Source organism: Phycisphaeraceae bacterium (assembly GCA_019454185.1).
Taxonomy (GTDB): domain Bacteria; phylum Planctomycetota; class Phycisphaerae; order Phycisphaerales; family UBA1924; genus JAHBWV01.
The window spans coordinates 726,716-744,560 of the sequence record CP075368.1 but is presented as its reverse complement, the minus strand read 5'-3'; the positions used below and the strand labels follow the sequence as shown (position 1 = coordinate 744,560).

Annotated in this window: 15 protein-coding genes; 9 read left to right on the top strand and 6 right to left on the bottom strand. The window is 65.8% G+C overall.

The genetic code is table 11. From position 1 onward, the window contains the following. The first annotated feature begins 21 nt into the window (after nt 1-21). Both KF838_02960 and KF838_02955 read left to right on the top strand, forming a co-directional pair. Nucleotides 22-1,242: a GNAT family N-acetyltransferase gene (locus KF838_02960; GenBank protein ID QYK48816.1), complete on the top strand. Its 1,221-nt coding sequence runs from the start codon at nt 22-24 to the stop codon at nt 1,240-1,242. A gap of 34 nt (nt 1,243-1,276) precedes the next feature. After that, nucleotides 1,277-1,876 (top strand): MarC family protein, encoded by a 600-nt coding sequence (locus KF838_02955; GenBank protein QYK48815.1) that lies wholly within the window; start codon nt 1,277-1,279, stop codon nt 1,874-1,876. A gap of 5 nt (nt 1,877-1,881) precedes the next feature. Here the strand turns inward: KF838_02955 and KF838_02950 are convergent, their stop codons facing one another. Both KF838_02950 and KF838_02945 read right to left on the bottom strand, forming a co-directional pair. After that, the gene (locus KF838_02950; GenBank protein QYK48814.1) at nt 1,882-2,907 is read right to left on the bottom strand and encodes a polyprenyl synthetase family protein; all 1,026 of its coding nucleotides are present in this window, start codon (nt 2,905-2,907) and stop codon (nt 1,882-1,884) included. Nucleotides 2,908-3,017: 110 nt separating this feature from the next. After that, a complete protein-coding gene (locus KF838_02945; GenBank protein QYK48813.1) occupies nt 3,018-3,854 on the bottom strand; it encodes a class I SAM-dependent methyltransferase in 837 nt (278 codons plus the stop codon). 98 nt (nt 3,855-3,952) lie between these two features. Here KF838_02945 and KF838_02940 point away from each other — a divergent pair, with 98 nt between their 5' ends. Continuing rightward, nucleotides 3,953-5,305 carry a UDP-glucose/GDP-mannose dehydrogenase family protein gene (locus KF838_02940; GenBank protein QYK48812.1) on the top strand — a complete coding sequence of 451 codons (1,353 nt, stop codon included), beginning with the start codon at nt 3,953-3,955 and terminating at the stop codon, nt 5,303-5,305. A 48-nt stretch (nt 5,306-5,353) separates the two neighbouring features. Further along, nucleotides 5,354-5,959 carry a hypothetical protein gene (locus KF838_02935; GenBank protein QYK48811.1) on the top strand — a complete coding sequence of 202 codons (606 nt, stop codon included), beginning with the start codon at nt 5,354-5,356 and terminating at the stop codon, nt 5,957-5,959. A 55-nt stretch (nt 5,960-6,014) separates the two neighbouring features. Here the strand turns inward: KF838_02935 and KF838_02930 are convergent, their stop codons facing one another. Then, entirely contained in the window at nt 6,015-7,352 is a 1,338-nt protein-coding gene (locus KF838_02930) for a hypothetical protein (GenBank protein ID QYK48810.1), read from the bottom strand. Nucleotides 7,353-8,114: 762 nt separating this feature from the next. Between KF838_02930 and KF838_02925 the strand changes: the two genes are divergently transcribed. Next, nucleotides 8,115-8,963 carry a transposase gene (locus KF838_02925; protein QYK48809.1) on the top strand — a complete coding sequence of 283 codons (849 nt, stop codon included), beginning with the start codon at nt 8,115-8,117 and terminating at the stop codon, nt 8,961-8,963. Between the two features lie 301 nt (nt 8,964-9,264). On the opposite strand, the gene xylA is transcribed toward KF838_02925, so the two are convergent. Next, nucleotides 9,265-10,434 (bottom strand): xylose isomerase, encoded by a 1,170-nt coding sequence (gene xylA, locus KF838_02920; protein ID QYK48808.1) that lies wholly within the window; start codon nt 10,432-10,434, stop codon nt 9,265-9,267. A gap of 111 nt (nt 10,435-10,545) precedes the next feature. Between xylA and asnB the strand changes: the two genes are divergently transcribed. Beyond that, complete coding sequence (gene asnB / locus KF838_02915; GenBank protein QYK48807.1) at nt 10,546-12,507, top strand: asparagine synthase (glutamine-hydrolyzing); 1,962 nt, start codon at nt 10,546-10,548, stop codon at nt 12,505-12,507. A 9-nt stretch (nt 12,508-12,516) separates the two neighbouring features. On the opposite strand, the gene KF838_02910 is transcribed toward asnB, so the two are convergent. Beyond that, entirely contained in the window at nt 12,517-13,536 is a 1,020-nt protein-coding gene (locus tag KF838_02910) for a mechanosensitive ion channel family protein (GenBank protein ID QYK48806.1), read from the bottom strand. A gap of 214 nt (nt 13,537-13,750) precedes the next feature. Here KF838_02910 and KF838_02905 point away from each other — a divergent pair, with 214 nt between their 5' ends. After that, the gene (locus KF838_02905; protein QYK49808.1) at nt 13,751-14,461 is read left to right on the top strand and encodes an N-acetylmuramoyl-L-alanine amidase; all 711 of its coding nucleotides are present in this window, start codon (nt 13,751-13,753) and stop codon (nt 14,459-14,461) included. 11 nt (nt 14,462-14,472) lie between these two features. Here the strand turns inward: KF838_02905 and KF838_02900 are convergent, their stop codons facing one another. Continuing rightward, the gene (locus tag KF838_02900) at nt 14,473-15,342 is read right to left on the bottom strand and encodes a YggS family pyridoxal phosphate-dependent enzyme (GenBank protein QYK48805.1); all 870 of its coding nucleotides are present in this window, start codon (nt 15,340-15,342) and stop codon (nt 14,473-14,475) included. A gap of 183 nt (nt 15,343-15,525) precedes the next feature. On the opposite strand from KF838_02900, the gene KF838_02895 reads away from it, so the two are divergent. Next, complete coding sequence (locus tag KF838_02895; protein ID QYK48804.1) at nt 15,526-16,014, top strand: redoxin domain-containing protein; 489 nt, start codon at nt 15,526-15,528, stop codon at nt 16,012-16,014. Between the two features lie 131 nt (nt 16,015-16,145). After that, on the top strand, nt 16,146-17,822 hold the full coding sequence (gpmI, locus tag KF838_02890) for a 2,3-bisphosphoglycerate-independent phosphoglycerate mutase (protein ID QYK48803.1): 1,677 nt from the start codon (nt 16,146-16,148) through the stop codon (nt 17,820-17,822). The last annotated feature ends 23 nt before the right edge of the window (nt 17,823-17,845 follow it).

Genomic DNA, 17,845 nt, shown 5'->3' with positions numbered 1-17,845 from the left:
TCGCCTCCGGAGTCCCTCACGATGCCCCGCACCTACGAGACATTCGATCCAACGCGGGACACCGATGCCGTCTGCCGCATGGTCGCCCTCGCCTTCGGCGGCACCCAGGAAGGCGCACGCGATTGGCTCACCAACGCAGGGGTCGAGAACCTCCGAGTCGTGCAGGACGAAGGCCGCACAGTCGCCTCCCTCCTCCGCATCCCGATGGGCGCTTACTTCGGAGGTCCCAGCGTGCCCCTCCTCGGCATCGCGGGCGTCGCTGTCGCTCCAGAGGAACGAGGCCGCGGGCACGCCGCGTTCCTCATGCACAACCTTGTCCGCTCGGCGTTCGAAGAGGGCTGGGCTCTGGCTGGCCTCTACGCCTCGACCCATCGCCTCTACCGCAAGTTCGGCTTCGAGCACGCCGGACACCGCTTCCAATACACCGTCCCTCTCGTTCGCATCGACGCCGGCGGGCCGCCCAGCGCCGTTTCCACACTCCCCGGAGAACTCCGCATCGTCGCCCTGCAGGACTCGGACGATCCCGACATCCGCGCGTGCTACCAGAACTTCGCACGCATGTACGAAGGAACCCTCGACCGCGGCCCATACATCTGGGCACGCATCCGCAAGCACCGCGAAGACACATACACCGGCTTCGGCGTCCGCGACGCCGCCGGCTCCCTCCGTGGCTACCTGTTCATGAGCCAGCAGCGATCGAACCCGCTCGGACGCTTCAGCGTCGCCCTCTCAGACTTTGTCTTCACCGACGAAGCCGCGGGTCGCCGACTCTGGGAACTCCTCCACGACTTCTCCATGATGGGCGAGAACCTCACATTCTGCGGCGGCCCCACCCACCCCGCCCTCCAACTCCTCCGCCAGCAACGCCATAAGGTCGAACTCAAAGACGACTGGCTCATCCGCGTCCTCGACTTCAAACGCGCCGTCGAGTCCCGCGCCTACTCGCCCGCGATCAACACCGAACTCCGCCTCGAACTCAACGACGAAACCATCCCGGAGAACTCGGGACGCTGGCTCATCCGCATCGCCGACGGACGCGCCTCCGCCGCGCGAGACCACTCCACCGCCGAATCAAGCAGCACGCTCCGCCTCTCCGCCCGCGCCATCGCAACCCTCTTCAGCGGCTTCAACACCGCTCACCAGGCCCGCCTCCTCGGCCTCGCCGACGGCGACGACGCCGCCCTCTCGCTCGCAGACAGCGTCTTCGCACGCTCAACACCCTGGATGAGCGACATGTACTGAACCCGCAGCGCTCTTGCCGTGGTACCATCGCCCCATGCCGCCGAGCGTGCTCTCGAATGCCGTCGTGCTCTTCTTCATCATCGACCCCTTCGGTCTGATCCCGGTCTTTGTCGGGATCCTCAAGGGCGTCGCGCCCGAGCGAAGGACACGCATCCTCGTCCGTGAGTTGCTGATCGCCCTTGCGATCCTGCTCCTCTTCTTCTTCGCGGGTCGGCACATCCTGGGCACCCTCCACATCTCAGAGCCCGCCCTCACGCTCGCCGGCGCAATCATCCTCTTCCTCATCGCCCTGCCGATGATCTTCCCCTCCATCAAACTCAGCTTCGAGACAGAGGGCTCGGGCGAGCCGCTCATCGTCCCCCTCGCAACCCCCATGCTCGCAGGACCATCGGCCATCGCGATGGTCATCCTCCTGGGAACGGGCGGCACCGGCTCAACCGCCGAACGCCTCGGCTCCGTCGGCATCGCCTGGCTCGCCGCAGCACTCACCCTCGTCATCGGCATGCGCATCGCCGCACGGATCGGCAAACGCACGCTCATCGCCATCGAGCGACTGATGGGCATGCTGCTCGTCGCCATCTCGGTCGAAATGTTCCTCGGCGGGCTCCGCGCCGCACTCGCAACCATCCCCTGAATGCCTCAGAGCGTCCGCCTCACCGCGGCATCTGCCATCCGCTCCAGCACGCTCCGCGCAGGCGACGGCGCGATCGCATCCAGAGACGCCCTCGCATCCGCGACACGATCGAGCGCGATATGGTGCGCACGCGCCAACGCGCCCGACGCGAGCAGCCGATCCGCGAGGATCGCCCGCTCCTTGCCGCCCCCCGCACTCGATGCCCCCTCGATCAGTCTGATGCACGCCGCACGCTCCGACGCCTCCGCACCCGCAAGATGCAGGATCAGCGGCAGCGTCAGCTTCCCCTTCTCGATGTCCTTCCCCACCGACTTCCCGACCGAGCCCTCCTCACCCGTCAGGTCGAGCAGGTCGTCCTGTATCTGGAACGCGACGCCGAGCCGGCGGCCATACGCCCCGAGCGCGCCCGCGACTCTCGCATCCGCGCCCGATATCAACGCCCCCCGCTCGCACGCCACCGCGATCAGCGACGCCGTCTTCCGCTCCAGAATCTCGAAGTACGTCGCCTCATCCAGCGACCAGTCCTCGCGATGATCGATCTGCAGCAACTCCCCCGCGCACAGCACCCGGCTCACACCCGCGATCGCCAGCGCGTGGTCCTGCGACCGCATCTGCGAGCAGAGGTGATACGCCGACGCGATCAGATAATCGCCCAGCATCACCGCCGCCTCATTCCCCCTCAGCGTGTTCAGCGTCCTCCCCCGACGCCTCACGTCCGCCTCATCCAGCACATCATCGTGAACCAGCGTGGCCATGTGCACCATCTCGCACACCGCCGCCATCGTGATGTGCTCATCCCCCAGGATCTCCCCCGGCTCGCTCGACGATCCCTCGGGATGCGCCGCCAACCCAGCAAGCAGGACCAGCACGGGCCGCAGCATCTTCCCCCGATACCGCTCGACGTGCCCGCACAACTCGTTCACCACCGGCAGATCAGAACGCAACTGCTCCGCGAACCGGCGTTCGACACGCCCGAGCGCCGAAGCGACGGCCGTCTGCACGCCTTCCAGTTCCGGTGAGAGTTCGAGCACGCCTCGCATAGTGGGTCTTTCGGTCCGTCAGAGAGGATTGGCGGTTTCAATACTTCCTGAAATCATAGCGCAGCAAACGCCTCCACGCCCCTCCCCCCGCACCCTCCCGATCACGGCTCCGCCACGATGTAAGCCAGCCAAGCCAGGCAGTTCTCGCCCACCGATGCAGGCACGAACTTCCCGTCACCGCCCCCCTTCCCGTCATCACCTTCGAGATAGACCGTCGATCGCCCGAACCCCGCCTCCGCAAGCAACTCCCGGATCTCCACCAAGCTCCACAGACGCCACTCGTACGTGAACGCGTTCCGCATCCGCGACCCATCCGGGAACGCAAAGTGGATGTGGCACGTGTAGTCCCCGGTCAAGGCGTCGTAACGAGACTGGTCCCAGACATAAGTGAAGCCGCGGCACGGCCTCCGCTCCCGCATGATCTTCACGCTGTCGGGCCCACCGTAAAAATCCATGAAGAAGAGCCCGTCGGTCGCCAGCGACTTGCGAACGCTCTCAAAGTACCTGCGCATCAGCGGTCGGGTCTTGAAGATCCAGTACGAGAAGTTCATCGCCAGCACGGCATCGACCCCGCTCCCCTCGCGCCCGGGTGACAGCACGTTGCGATTCAGCAGCGTGACCCGCTCACGCTGCGCCGGGCGCAGCTTCGACAGGTTGTGCTCGATGCCCCAGTCGAGCGTCGGCTGGTCGAGATCGACGCCGATCGCCCGGTGCGAAGGCCCCCGACGCACCCACTCGCAAGAGGTGTTCGCCGTCCCGCAGAAATCCTCCCGGATCACCGAGGCGCGACGCCTGCGGATCCGCTTGAACTCCCCCTCGACAAAGTCGATCTCGGAGACAACGTCCTGCACCGCCCTCTGGTACAGATCGTGGCGATCCGCACGGGCAGCACGGGACATCCTGGAACGGCTCGGCTCGGGCTTCTTGGGTCCTGGCATGGGCGGGGAGTGTACGGAGGACGCGGCACTTTGTCGCGCGGCTATAGTCAGACCCGTCGGCCAGACCGTCGGCGGATACGTCATGGATGAGGTGCGCAATGCGTCTGACGATGGTCGGAACCGGTTATGTCGGGCTCGTCACGGGAGTCTGTTTCTCCAACACGGGAAACGCCGTCACATGCCTCGACATCGACGAGCGAAAGATCGAGAAACTCCGGCGCGGCGAGTGCCCCATCTATGAGCCGGGGCTCACCGAACTCATGGAGAAGAATATCGCCGCGGGCCGCCTCCGCTTCACCACAGAAAAGGTCGAGGCCTACCGAGATGCCGATGCCATCTTCATCTGTGTCGGCACACCCAGCGACGACAACGGCCACACGGACCTCCGCTACATCCATGCCGCGGCGGACGACATCGCCGCAGTCCTGAGAACGCTCCCTGCGGGCACCCCCGCAAAGACCATCGTCGTCAAGAGCACCGTGCCCGTCGGCACCTCGCTCGCGGTCCGCGACAGGATCGCCTCGGGCGCGCCCGGCGTGAGGTTCCACATCGCCAACAACCCCGAGTTCCTCAAGGAAGGCGCCGCGATCAACGACTTCATCAAGCCCGATCGCGTGGTGTGCGGCGTCGAAGACCCCGAGGCCGGTGAGTTCTTCCGCGCCATCTACGACCCCTTCGTTCGCAACGGCCACCCCATCTACATCATGGACATCCTCTCCTCGGAGATGGTCAAGTACGCCTCGAACAACTTCCTCGCCACGAAGATCTCGTTCATCAACGAGATGGCCGCGTTGTGCGAGGCGTACGGCGCGGACATCGGACGCGTGCGAGAGGGCATGTGCGCGGACAAGCGCATCGGCTCGGCCTTCCTGTATCCGGGGCTCGGGTACGGCGGCTCCTGCTTTCCAAAGGACACGCTCGCGTGCATCATGATGGGCGACAAGTCGGGCGTGCCCACCCCGCTCTCCAAGGCCGTTCACGAGGTCAACCAGCGTCAGCGCGACCGCTTCTTCTCGAAGATCGAACGCCACTTCGAGCAAGGGGGCCTGAAGGGGAAGACCATCGCGTTCTGGGGGATCGCCTTCAAGCCCCAGACCGACGACATCCGCGAGGCACCCGCGCTCACACTCATGCGCAAGGCCCTTGCGGCGGGCGCGATCGTTCGGGCCTTCGATCCGGTCGCGAACGCCAACGCCCGGGCCGATCTCGGCACTGGGTACGGTCCGGCCCTGTCGATCGTTGACGACATGTATGACGCCGCGACGGGGGCGGACGCCCTCGTGGTCTCCACGGACTGGGACGAGTTCAAAAGCCCGGATTTCCAGCGGCTTCGGTCGCTCATGCGGTCCCGGGCTGTCTTCGACGGACGTAACCTGTACCGGCCCTCTGTGATGGCGCAGGCCGGATTCACCTACCACTCCGTCGGACGCAAGAGCGTCAGTGGATCTTGACGAGCCGGGTCCGATGCGACGTGCCCGATGGAAACCGGATGATCCGCCATGACCGGCAGACTCTTCAAACTCTACCAGCAAAGCCGGCTCTTCAATATCAATTTCAACGTGGTTGCCGCCGGGCTCCTCGCGATCGCTATCTCCAAGTACCCCGTCCTTCTGGTCAGCGAGTGGATCGGGCCGGAACGCAAGTTCCTGATCACCCTCGCCGCGGCGGGAATCGACGTTGTCGCGGATGTCGTCATCTATTACGGCCTCCACTGGCTCGCGAACCACTGGCGCCCCGCCTCTCGCCGCCCTCGCGTGCGCAAGAGCAAGCGCGCGTTCTTCAAAGATGCGTCGCTCGTCCAGTTCGAGCGAGCCATTCTCTCGCCCCTGTACTACATGGTCGCCGGCGGCCTGATGTACCTCCTCCAGTACCAGGGGATCAAGGCGAACTGGGCCTTCGTCTTCGGCTTTGTCAGCGCGATCGTCGTGACCCGCATCGTTCACACGATGTGGGGTCTGCGAACCGGCAGATTCAAGAGCGATCCACACGAGTTTGCCGCCGCGTCCGACACGCCGGTCACAACCGCCGATGATGCGCCGAAGCCCGCGAATACCGATGAAGCAGCCGCGCAGCACGACCGGCCGGTAGGATCCGGTACACCCTGACTCGCCGGTACACCCTGATTCGAAGTTCGGATGGCGGCTCGGTTGGCGAGCGCGATCATGCCGCGTGGTGTGGTCGCGGGACTGGAGCAGGTGGGGATGGGGGTGGGGCAGAGGGGGGATCTGAAGTTGTGGGTTGCTCGGGTGGCATGGCAGAGGCCGCATCGTCCTTGAGGGCCGATGGGGAGTTCGCGTCCGGCTTGAGGCCGGCCGCGATGGGGAGGTTGGGGAGAGCGCCAGCCGGATGAACCGGCTGGCTTGGGAGTGGAGAGTCGGAGGAAGAAGGAGAAGAGTAAGAAGAGGCAGAATAACCGCTCTGGCCCCCCACGGCGGTGCCACTAGGAGAAGAGGTCCGCTCGCTGACGCTCGCGGCTCGGTTCGAGTCGGATGCCTCGGCCTGGAGCACTGGTTCCGTCTCGCTGGGCTCGGCGGGAACCAGTGGCACCCGAACATCCAGTGGCACCGGAACAACCTGTGGCTGGAGCACTGGTTCCGCCTCGCTGGGCTCGGCGGGAACCAGTGGCACCCGAACAACCTGTGGCACCCGAGCAACGTGTGGCCGGAGCAATGGTTCCGCCTCGCTGGGCTCGGCGGGAACCAGTGGCACCCCAGCATCCAGTGGCACCCGAACATCCTGTGGCACCGGAACAACCTGTGGCTGGAGCACTGGTTCCGCCTCGCTGGGCTCGGCGGGAACCAGTGGCACCCCAGCAATCTGTGGCACCCCGACATCCTGTGGCACCCGAGCAACGTGTGGCACCCGAACAGAGTGTGCGTGTGCGAGGGCGAGGATGGAGTCGTCGATGGGGAGGATGCGGGAGAGGCGGTAGAGGTGGTGGCAGGCGCGGCGTGCGCCCTCGGCTCGGCGGAGTTCGAGGCGTTGGGCTTGCAGTGATGTGTCGCCCAAGATCGCTTCACCGGGGAGGAACGAGCGAGCGGGGTGCGCGTTGAGATGCGAGGGTGGGAGCGGGTCGTATCGGGACGCGCCGGGCGCGAGGTGTTCGTGCTGGGCGCGGAGTTGGCGGGCGTGGGCGCGGGCCTGGGTGTAGTCGTCGATGATGGTTTGCAGGACGCCGACGGTGGAGGCGAGAGAGACGGAGGCGGCCATGCGCGTGTGGGCGCAGCCGCCTTTCTCGATGGCGAGCATCTTTTCGCGCGTGTCGGGTTCGGTGAGCCACATGGCGAGGATGTCGACGGCGATGCGGAAGTCGCGCGCGACGGAACAGAGCGATGAGCCGGGGTGGCAGAGCGCGGAGAGGATCGGGCTGTGGAGGTGGGCGGGGATGAGGGAGTCGTCGGAAGAGGAGGACTCAACGCGGAGAGCCGCGGAGTGCCGCGGAGGGGACGATGAAGAGGAGGAAGCAGAAGGGGCAGAGGGAGGTGGAGCACTCGCCATCGGGCGAGTGGCACGAGGAGGTGCAGAGCCACCGCTCTGGAGAGCGGTGCCACCAAGAGAGGAGTCATCAAGAGTTGCCGCAGCGTGTGCGACCATGCGACGACGATACAGCGCGGCGAGCGCGATGCAAGAGCGTGTTGCGAAGAAATCTCGGAGTGTGGGTGTTTGGGCGCGCAGAGGGCGTGACTGCGCGCGGTGTTACTGACAACAGTCTGTCAGTGAGGTGGAGTCAAGGGGGGAAATAGCAGATCGCAAATGGCCAGATGGCAGACAGAGGGAGGGGGCGGGCGGGTGTGCGGGATTTTGATTGGAAGCCCCAAGGGGGCGGTCCAGGAAGAGCCCGGGGCAAGCGCAGCCGCGGAGCGGCGAGTGTCGCCCCGGGTGTGCGGTGATGTGGTGATGAGCCCTGTAGGGGCGACAGAGTGTGTTGGTGTTGTGCGTGAGTGTTGAGCGGTGCGGGGAGAGATTCGGGTCTCCGTTGGGGACCCTCCACTGAGGAAGCCGCGGCGCGGCGGACTTGAACCCAGCCTTCACGGGCTGGGCTGGATTCTGTCGGCACTGCGTGCCTCTGGAGGGTCGCGGTGGGTGCGATGCTGAACGCATCGAAGCACGCGCGTGCAACCGTGCGGGGACGAAGCACCCCGGGCTCGCGAGCATTTTGCGCCATGTGTTCCAAGTGTTTCCATTGTGGAGACTTGCGCGATCTGATGGCTCATGCCATGCTCGGTCCCACTGGTGGAGCTGCCAGACAGGAGACCGAGCATGGACAACGCGAGTTGGAGGGTGTTGGCGGCGAGCGTGCGGAAGCTGGATCGGAGCCCGCGTGGCGGTCGCTTCACCTTCACCGATGCGGACATCGTGCTGACCTTTCTCTGGGCCGTCTTGCACCGACGACCCACCTCCTGGGCGTGCCGACGCGATGCATGGCCGTTGTGGCGGCGTGGTCGATTGCCCTCGCCAAGCAGGATGAGCCGGCGGCTGAGAACCACCAGCGTCCAGGCGTTACTTGCCGCGGCGGAGGCGGAGAATCTGGTCTCTGCATCGGGAGCGTTGGTGCTGGCTCTTGACGGCAAGGCCCTGCGCGTCGCCTCGCACTCCGGAGACCGGACCGCGACCTTCGGCGCATGGGGACTGCGCGGCTACAAGCTCCATGCGATCTGCGATCTCGCGGGCTCGATCGTCTCCTGGCGTCTCACGCCCATGCACTGCCATGAAGCAGTGATGGCCAAGCGGATGATGCGAGACATGGAGTTGAACGGGTATGTGCTGGCCGACTCGAACTACGACAGCGTGAAGCTCTATGAACTCTGCGCGTGCAAGGGCGGACAACTGGTGGTTCCGCGGAAGGACTGCCGCGTGGGTCGCGGCGTGCGGCGGTCCGGAACGCATCCGGACCGCCGTCGAGCCATCGACATGCTGGAGCAGAGCATGACGGGCTTCGGCAGGGGCCTGCTGTCACTCCGGCGCGTGATCGAGCGTGTGTTTGCACGCCTGGAAATGACCCACCATGTGGGGCTTATCCCGCCGCACGTGCGCGGCATCGAGCGGGTCCGTCGATGGATCCAAGCCATCATCATCCTTGATCGACACACACAGGCAATGAAGCGATGACGCAAAAAGCTCTCGCGCCCGGGGCTCCCTTTTGCGGCATTCGAGTTGAGGCATTCAACGGGAACGAGTGGCGTTTGAGGGGAGCACGCGGCACTTGACCGGGGGTGTCGCTTGTCGCCCCCCCCCCACACACACACATTGCGCGACCGGCGCCCGGGGCTCCCTTTTGCCTACTCCCATGCCACCCGGCCTTCCCCTCTGCGTCACTCTGCGCTCTCCGCGCCCCACCCAGGCGGGACTGCGATCTGCGTTCTCTTCGCCTTCGCGATCTTCGCGGCCTTCGCGTTCAAGACGCCTTCGCTCAGAGACCCATCAGGATCTCCATGGTGCGCTGGTCGAGTCTCTCGTAGGGGAGCGGGCGTTCGGCGAGGGCGTTGCGATCGAACCGCATGGCGAGCAGCGTTTCGGCGTGTGCTCGGGAGTACTTGGCGGAGAGGGCGTCGAGATCCTTCCCGGCCCGGTTGATCTGCTTGAGGAGGGCCTTGATCGTCGCGTCCTCGCTCCACTTCCGGGCTTTGTCCTTCAGGATGAGATAGGTGCGCATGCACCCCCGTGCGAACTCGATGACATCCGCTCGGTCCGACGTGCGGTACGCGTGGGCGTCGAAGTGCTTGAAGCCCTGGTACTTCGCTTCCTCCAGCAGCTTCACGAGGAAGAACGCGGCCTTCGGGTTGGCGGAGCCGAAGCGGAAGTCCTGGTCGAATCGCCCGAACTCCTGATCGTTGAGATCGATATGGAAGAGCTTGCCCGCACCGAGCGCCTGCGCGACCGCGTGAGAGAAGTTGAGCCCCGCCATGTGCTCGTGAGCGACCTCGGGATTGACCCCGACCATCTCGCCGTGCTTGAGCGTGGAGATGAACGCGAGGTAGTGGCCGGTGGTGGGGAAGAAGATGTGGGCCCGCGGCTCGTTGGGCTTGGCCTCGAGGGCGAACTTGTAGCCGTAGCCGCGGTCGATGGAGTAGGCACAGAGGAAGTCGATCGCCTGCCTGAACCTTCCCTCGGCCTCGACAGGATCCTTCGCGCCGTCGGTCTCGGTTCCCTCGCGTCCGCCCCAGAAGACATAGACCTGCGCGCCGAACTCGGCCCCGAGATCCATGGCCCGCATCGTCTTCTGGAGGGCGTATGCCCGGACCTCGGCGTCGTTGCTGGTGAACGCGCCGTCTCGGAAGGCGGGATCCGAGAAGAGGTTGGTTGTCGCCATCGCAACGCGGAGCTTCGTCCGCTTGAGCGCCTTGGTGAAGTCGGACTTGATCTGGGACGCTTCGGCCTCGGTCGCGTCGATGGGGATGAGGTCGTTGTCGTGGAAGTTGACGGCGCACACCCCCCCCACCTCGCCGAGCAGATCGACGATCTGGGCCGGCGAGAGGGCCGGACGCGTGGGAAGCCCGAAGGGGTCACGGCCTGTGTTGCCGACGGTCCAGAGGCCGAAGGTGAACTTGTCCTTGGGCGTGGGCACGTATCGATCGGGCATCTGGCGGCTCCTGGTCCTCAGTCTCGTGCGCGCGGCGCGTCGGTCCGGCGGCGTCGGATAGTTTGGCACGCGCCGAGACAGCGTGCAAGCGGCACGGTACGCTGCCCCACCATGTGCGGCATCGCGGGCATCTTGAGACTGGCTCCGGAGGTATCGCCCGAGGTGGCGATACCCGAGCCGTGGCTGGACGTCATGGACCGGGCCATCGCGGCACGCGGCCCGGACGCTTCCGGGCGGTGGCGGACACGGTCGGCGACGGAGAACGGCTTGATCGCCCACGTCGCGCTCGTCCACCGGCGGATGGCGATCATCGACATCGGCGGCGGAGCCCAGCCGATGGTGGCGCCGGCGCGGAACGCGGAAGATGGCGAGGTCGCCGTCACGTTCAACGGGTGCATCTACAACCACAGGGACCTGCGGCGACGGCTGTCGGACCTCGGGCACGAGTTCAGGAGCGATCACAGCGATACGGAGACGGTGCTGCACGGGCATCGCGAATGGGGGCGCGGGCTGCACGAGCATCTGGAGGGGATGTACGCGGCGGGGATCTGGGATGGTCGCGAGCGGTCGCTCGTGCTGATGCGGGATGTGGCGGGTGAGAAGCCGCTGTATTTCACGGAGATCCGCGTCCGCCCGGATGAGGGCGAGGGCGACGGGCCTCGCGAGTCGATCGTGGCGTTTGCCAGTTCGGCTGCGGCTCTCTTCGGGCTTGTCCGCACGATGCTGAAGGAGGCGGACCAGCGGGGGCTGAGCGAGCGGATGCGGCACGAGGCGGCGCGTGCGATCGAGATCGATCCCGACCTGATGCGTCGGTGGATTGCGTTTGGCTGGGGAGAGGGAACGCCGTGGGTGGGGATCCGGGAGTTGAAGCCGGGACAGATCGCGTGGTTCGATGCGCAGGGGAGGTCCGGGCGAAGGAGGATCAGTTTTGACGTTGAAACGAGCCGCTCGCTGCCGCTGGATGCGAACTCGGCGTGGTCGCTGATCGAGCGTGCGGTTGAGGAGCGGCTTGAGGCGGATGTACCGCTCGGGTGCTTTCTTTCCGGTGGTGTGGATTCGGGGCTAGTGGCAGCGGCGGCGCAGCGGGTGCTGTCGAAGCGGGGTGAGCGGCTGCGGACGTTCACGATGCGGATGCCGGACCCGTCTTGCGATGAGTCTGCGCTGGCGGCGGCGACCGCGGCGCACCTGGGCACGGAGCACACAACGCTGGATGCGGACCCGAAGGGCGCGGCGGATGTGGTGGCGTTGGTCGAGTGGCTGGGTCTGCCGTTCGGCGACAGTTCGATCCTGCCTACGTACTGGCTGAGCGGCGCGGTGCGCGAGCGGGTGCGGGTTGTGCTCTCGGGCGACGGAGGGGATGAGCTGTTCGCGGGATACGAGCGGCACCGTGCGGCGCGGTGGCTGGGGGCGTTGCGTCCCGTGGGGCGGGTGCTGGGCGCGGTGCCGTGGCCGCGGAAGGATCCGCGATCGTTCGGCGGGAGGATGGCGCGGCTGTGCGAGGCGTCTGCGGGTGCCGGGTACGCGGATCTGGTGGCGATCTTCCCGAGCGCGGCGATGAGGCGGTTGTGCCCGAACGGAGGGAGCGATGTGGTGTTCGAGGTGCCGAGCAAGCCCCACAAGCGGGACTTTGAGACGTATCTGCCGGGGGATCTGTTGAGGAAGGTTGACACGGCGTCGATGCGGGTGGCGCTGGAGGTGCGGGCACCGATGCTGGATCGGGATCTGGTGTACCGCGCGATGGCGACGCCGCTCGGCACGCTGATGGCTGGGGGGAAGCGGAAAGGGATGCTGCGTGAGGCGGCGAGGGGTGTGCTGCCGGCGCAGGTGGTCGATGGGCCGAAGTCGGGGTTCTCGATCCCGATCGGGCGGTGGTTCAAGGAGGAGGCGGGTCTGAGGGAGTTGCTGCGTGCGACGCTGGATGCCGGGGATGCGTTTGACGGGATCGGTGTTGAGATCGATCGTGCGTGCGTGCGGCGGATGATCGACGAGCACGAGTCTGGCGCGCGGGATCACGCGCAGCGGCTGTTCGGGCTGCTGTCGCTGGGGGTGTGGAACCGGTGGCGGCGCGGGTGAGGCACCGGTTCAATGGCGGTCGAGAATCGAGACGCTGACCGCACCGTCGAGGTGGAGGTCGCGCTGAGGGAAGGGGATCTCGATGCCGTGGTCGGCGAGGGACTTCTTGATGCAACCGATGGCATCGCTGCGGACCTTGACGACGTCTGGAGGGGCGCACCAGACCCGCACTTCCCAGTTGACCGAGGAGTCGCCGAAGGCCGTGGCGATGACGACGGGTGTTGGGGTCGGGAGGATGCCGGGGACGTTGGCGGCTGCGGATTCGAGGGCCCGGCGGGTCTGCTCGAAGTCGGCCTTGTAGGAGACGCCGACGGGGATCTCGACGCGTCTCTGCGGGTTGCGGGTGAGGTTCTCGATCTTGTTGCCGTAGATCTTGCTGTTGGGGAGGATGATGCGGCGGTTGTCGAAGGTGTCGATGCGTGTGGTGAAGAGCTCGATGTCGGCGACGGTGCCGAGTTCGCCGTCGAGGCGGACGACATCGCCGAGCCGGTAGGGTCGGAAGATGAGGAGCATCACGCCCGCGGAGAGGTTGGTGAGCGCGCCCTGGAGGGCGAGGCCGACGGCGAGGCCGGTGGCGCCGAGGAGCGCGGCCAGACTGGTGACGTTCACACCGACGGTGCTGAGGATGGTCAGGATGACCAGGCCGATGAAGGTCCATGAGGCGACCTTCGAGAGGAAGCGGGCGAGGGTGATCTCGATCCTGGCCCGGGTGAGGGCTCGCTCGGTTGCCTTGCGGATCTGCTTGGCAGCGAAGAGGCCCAGGACGAAGACGAGCAGCACGCCGATCAACGGGAGGAGCACGCGAAAGGAGACGAGCAGGAGGACGGACTCCCACTCTTCGGCGGTCTCGGGCCACTTGAGTGCTTTGAGCGTTTCAACGAGCGACTCGGCCTCACCCGACACCAGATCGGGCGATGCGGCAACGGAGGGCTGGGATGCGTCCGGCGAAGGCGGGACGGGTGTGGATGGATCCGGAGCGGCCTCTTGGAAGAGCCCGAGCATGGTGTTGAGAAGGATGATCGGCAACATCGTGGCGTTCCTCTGGATGCAACAGAACCCTAGCGTAGTACGGTCTGCGTGGATGTTCAGTGGTTGGGGGTGAGGACTTTGGGCGAGGTCGGGGCTTGACACGCCCGCTAATATGATTCGCGAGAGGGCTGTCCATGCGGAGCGTGGACTTCGAGGTCGCGGACCGTCTCCGGAGTTGGGGCGTGCGGGTCCGGTTGGACGATAAGAAGTGCCCATGGATCAAGTAGCCAGACGTCAGTTCCTGCGGGTGGGTCTTGCGACGAGCGCGGCGGTTCTGCTCGCGGGTTGCGAGGGATCGGGTCAGAAGGCGACCGGGCTGCCCGGACCGTCTTGGCCGTCGGAGTCATCGCGGCGTGCGAGCCAGCCGCGGGCCACGCCGCCCCCGACACAGCCCGCGCCGACGGGGTTGCCTCAGGGCGTTCAGGCGAGGTCGGAGTGGACACGTGCGACGCCGATCGCGGCTCTTGCGGATCCGATGGGGCGGATCGGTCGGATCACGATCCACCATGACGGGATGACGCCGTTCTATTCGGTGAACAAGGCGGACGCGGCGAGGCGGTTGGAATCGATCAGGAACTCGCACGTGCAGCGCGGGTGGGCGGACATCGGGTACCACTACATCATCGATCCCTCGGGGCGTGTGTGGCAGGGACGGCCGATCAATCTCCAGGGCGCGCACGTGAAGGATGAGAACCCGGGGAATCTCGGGATCATGGTGATGGGGAACTTCGACAGCCAGCGGCCGACGCCGGCGGCGTTGAACTCGCTGGACCAGTTCGTTGCGGTGCAGATGCGTCAGTACCGGCTCTCGGTGCGGAACGTCTACACGCACCAAGAGCTTCGTCCGACGGCGTGCCCTGGACGATCGCTCCAGGCGTATATGACGCAGACGCGGGCGATGAGCGGACGCATGGCCAAGGCGTGAGCGGACCGGCATCAATCAAGGTCGTCGGCGGGGGCATCGTCTTCGTCGGCATCGGTGTCGGCCGGGTGTTCGCCGAAGATCGCGCTGCCGACCCTGACGATGTTGGCTCCCTCTTCGATGGCGATCTCGTAGTCGCCGGACATGCCCATTGAGAGCAGGTTGAATGATCCTTCGCTGATGCCGGAGCGGCGGATCTCGTCGAAGAGTTCGTGACAGCGGGCGAAGGTAGCGCGGATCTCTGATTCCGGGACATCGGGTGCGGCCATGGTCATAAGGCCGCGGACGCGGACGTTGATCATGGTGTCGATCTGTTCGGCGAGGGGTCCTGCGGCGGGGACGGGGCAGCCGTGTTTGCTGGCCTCGCCGGAGCAGTTGACCTCGACGAGGATGTCGAGGGGCTTGTCGCGGCGGAGGGCGATGGTCTGGAGTTCTTCGGCGAGTCGGAGGGAATCGACGGAGTGGATGAGGCGTGAGACCTCGCAGGCCTTGCGGGCCTTGTTGCGTTGGAGGTGGCCGATCATGTGCCAGCGGACGGGCTCTTTGCCGCCTGCGCCGATGGCGGGCGCGGCCTTGTCGAGTTCGATGAGGGAGCGTCCAGCGTTGCTGCTGACGCGGCCGAGGGTCTGGGGGAGCACGCGGAGGCGGGCGAGGTGCTCTTCGACCATGGCGGCGCGTTGGAGGAGGTTCTGGACGCGGTTCTCGCCGAAGTCACGATGGCCGAGTTCGATGAGGCGTCGGATCTGGTCCGGCTCGGCGAACTTGGTCACGGCGACGAGGATGATGTCGTCGGCGCGGCGTCCGGAGCGGGCGGCGGCGGCGGCGACTCGCTCGCGAACGGCCGCGTATCGCTCGTCGAGGGCAACAAGGTCGAGATCGATCATGGGTGTTCCGCCTCCGTGCTCGATGCTGCGCTCTCGGCGCGTGTGTCTGGTCGGGTGAGCCGGTTCCACCGGCGTGGCCACCCGAGATCGACGCTCTAGGATAAGCCCCTACTTCCGACCGGGACTTGGCATCCGTCGATGCGGCGAGTCCCGAGCGGGAGGTTGATTCCTGAGGAACACGACATGGCGAGTGAGAATCTGACGCCCCGCGCGGGCCTGATCGGTGTGGGCGAGACGGCCCCGGACTTCACGCTGCTGACGCCGACGCGGGCGGAGTGGCGCCTTTCGGACGCGGTGAAGAAGGGGGATGTGGTGCTGTGCTTCTTCCCGTTTGCCTACACGGGCGTGTGCGGGACGGAGATGCATTGCGTGTCGAAGGAGTTGGCGACGTGGACGGCGAAGGGGGCGCAGGTGGTCGGGGTCTCGTGCGACTCGACGTTCGTTCTGGGCGCGTGGGCTGCGGCCGAGGGGTACAAGCACACGCTGCTGTCGGATCAGCACCGGCAGGTGTGCAAGGCGTATGGCCTTTCATGGGCCGACATGAACACGACGCACCGGGGAACGGTGGTGATCGGTCAGTCGGCGGATGGGATGGGCAAGGTGAAGTTCAGCCAGAGCCGCGAGCCGAAGGATGCGATGAACTTTGGTGAGATTCTGGCGATGATTGCGTGAGGAAGTGACGGAGTGACGGAGTCAAGAAGTCACGAAGTCACGAAGTCAAGAAGTCACGAAGTCACGAAGTCACGGAGTCAAATCCGCTCGCTGACGCACGCGGTTCGATGAGGATGAGAGGGGTTGTGTGCATGAAGAACGTGCCGCTGGTGTTGATCATCCGTGACGGGTGGGGCGAGAACCCGAACCGGGAGCACGACGCGTTCAACGCGGTGAAGCTGGCGAAGACGCCGGTGGATGATCGGTTGCGTGCGGAGTGGCCGTGGACGCTGATCAAGACGAGCGGGGAGGATGTCGGGCTGCCGGCGGAGACGATGGGGAACTCGGAGGTCGGGCATCAGAACATCGGGGCGGGTCGGGTTGTTGACCAGGAGTCGGTGGCGATCACGAAGGCGTGCCGCGCAGGGCTGGAGAAGAACGCGGTTGTTGCTGAGGCGATTGCGGAGGCGAAGGAGAAGGGGCGAGCGGTCCATTTCATGGGGATCAACTCGGACGCGGGGGTTCACGGGCTGCTGGAACATCTGTTTGCCGGGCTGAAGGCGTGCAAGCAACTGGGGATGCCGGGGGACCGCGTGTTCATCCATCTGTTCACGGATGGGCGTGACACGGGACCGTACAGCGGGCTGGAGTACGCCGCGGCGGTCGAACGGGCGTGCGTGGAGATCGGTATCGGGCGTGTGGTGTCGGTGATCGGTCGGTACTACGCGATGGACCGTGACAATCGGTGGGAGCGGGTGCAGCGGGCGTATGAGTGTCTGACGGGGCGGGGCGTGTGCGCACAATCCGTGAGTGCTGGTGAGGCGATCAAGGCGTACTACGACGCGCCGGCGGGTGAGAACCTGAAGGGGGATGAATACATCCCCCCCACTGTGATCGCGAGAGATGATGCGGACGCACGTGCGACGCGGATCTCTGACGGGGACAGCGTGATTTTCTACAACTACCGGGGAGATCGCCCGCGCGAGATCTCGGCGGCGTTCGTCTTCCCGGATGACAGATGGGCAAAGGTGAAGCCGTCGCCGGATTCGGGCAGGCACGGGTTCGAGCGCGGGAAGAAGCTCGACCTGCACTATGTGACGATGACGGCGTATTGGGAGGAGTTGGCGGGGCTGGTGCGGGTTGCGTTCCCGAAGCCGCCGAAGATGGTGAACATCGGCGGGGAGTATGTGTCGAAGCTTGGTCTGACGCAGTTCCGTTGCGCGGAGACGGAGAAGTACCCGCACGTAACGTTCTTTTTCAACGATTATCGTGATCCGCCGTTCGAGGGGGAGCGGCGCGAGAACCCGCAGAGCCCGAAGGTGGCAACGTATGACCTGAGGCCGGAGATGGCGGCGAACGAGATCTGCGAGGCGGTGCTGGGGCGTCTGGCGGCGCGGGATTGCGAGTCGTTGATCGTCGTGAACTTTGCCAACGGCGACATGGTCGGGCACACAGGAAATCTGGAGGCGGCGATCAAGGCGTGCGAGGTCGTGGACGCGTGCGTGGGTCGGATTCTTGAGGCGACGCTGGCGCGGGGCGGCTCTGCGATTGTGACGGCGGACCACGGGAACTGCGAGCAGATGTGGGACCCGGCTTCGAACGCGCCGCACACGGCGCACACGACGTATGACGTGCCGCTAGTGGTTGTGGGTGAGGCCTTTCGAGGGAGGACGCTGCGCGGGGACAACCGGGTGGAGAATTGGGGAGATGTGGCGGCGCGGGCGAGCCGCGGACGTTTGGCGGATATTGTGCCGACTGCACTCGCGATGATGGGGCTGGAGAAACCTGTGGAGATGACGGGGATGTCATTGCTGGGGGCGGGGGAGTAGGCAGTAGGCGATGGCGGAGGGGA

Excerpts from the sequence above, each read along its gene's own strand:
- KF838_02960 (QYK48816.1), top strand. The coding sequence starts at position 22 with ATGCCCCGCACCTACGAGACATTCGATCCAACGCGGGACACCGATGCC.
- KF838_02955 (QYK48815.1), top strand. The coding sequence starts at position 1,277 with ATGCCGCCGAGCGTGCTCTCGAATGCCGTCGTGCTCTTCTTCATCATC.
- KF838_02945 (QYK48813.1), bottom strand. The coding sequence starts at position 3,854 with ATGCCAGGACCCAAGAAGCCCGAGCCGAGCCGTTCCAGGATGTCCCGT.
- KF838_02940 (QYK48812.1), top strand. The coding sequence starts at position 3,953 with ATGCGTCTGACGATGGTCGGAACCGGTTATGTCGGGCTCGTCACGGGA.
- KF838_02935 (QYK48811.1), top strand. The coding sequence starts at position 5,354 with ATGACCGGCAGACTCTTCAAACTCTACCAGCAAAGCCGGCTCTTCAAT.
- KF838_02930 (QYK48810.1), bottom strand. The coding sequence starts at position 7,352 with ATGGCGAGTGCTCCACCTCCCTCTGCCCCTTCTGCTTCCTCCTCTTCA.
- KF838_02925 (QYK48809.1), top strand. The coding sequence starts at position 8,115 with ATGGACAACGCGAGTTGGAGGGTGTTGGCGGCGAGCGTGCGGAAGCTG.
- xylA (QYK48808.1), bottom strand. The coding sequence starts at position 10,434 with ATGCCCGATCGATACGTGCCCACGCCCAAGGACAAGTTCACCTTCGGC.
- asnB (QYK48807.1), top strand. The coding sequence starts at position 10,546 with ATGTGCGGCATCGCGGGCATCTTGAGACTGGCTCCGGAGGTATCGCCC.
- KF838_02910 (QYK48806.1), bottom strand. The coding sequence starts at position 13,536 with ATGTTGCCGATCATCCTTCTCAACACCATGCTCGGGCTCTTCCAAGAG.
- KF838_02905 (QYK49808.1), top strand. The coding sequence starts at position 13,751 with ATGGATCAAGTAGCCAGACGTCAGTTCCTGCGGGTGGGTCTTGCGACG.
- KF838_02900 (QYK48805.1), bottom strand. The coding sequence starts at position 15,342 with ATGATCGATCTCGACCTTGTTGCCCTCGACGAGCGATACGCGGCCGTT.
- KF838_02895 (QYK48804.1), top strand. The coding sequence starts at position 15,526 with ATGGCGAGTGAGAATCTGACGCCCCGCGCGGGCCTGATCGGTGTGGGC.
- gpmI (QYK48803.1), top strand. The coding sequence starts at position 16,146 with ATGAAGAACGTGCCGCTGGTGTTGATCATCCGTGACGGGTGGGGCGAG.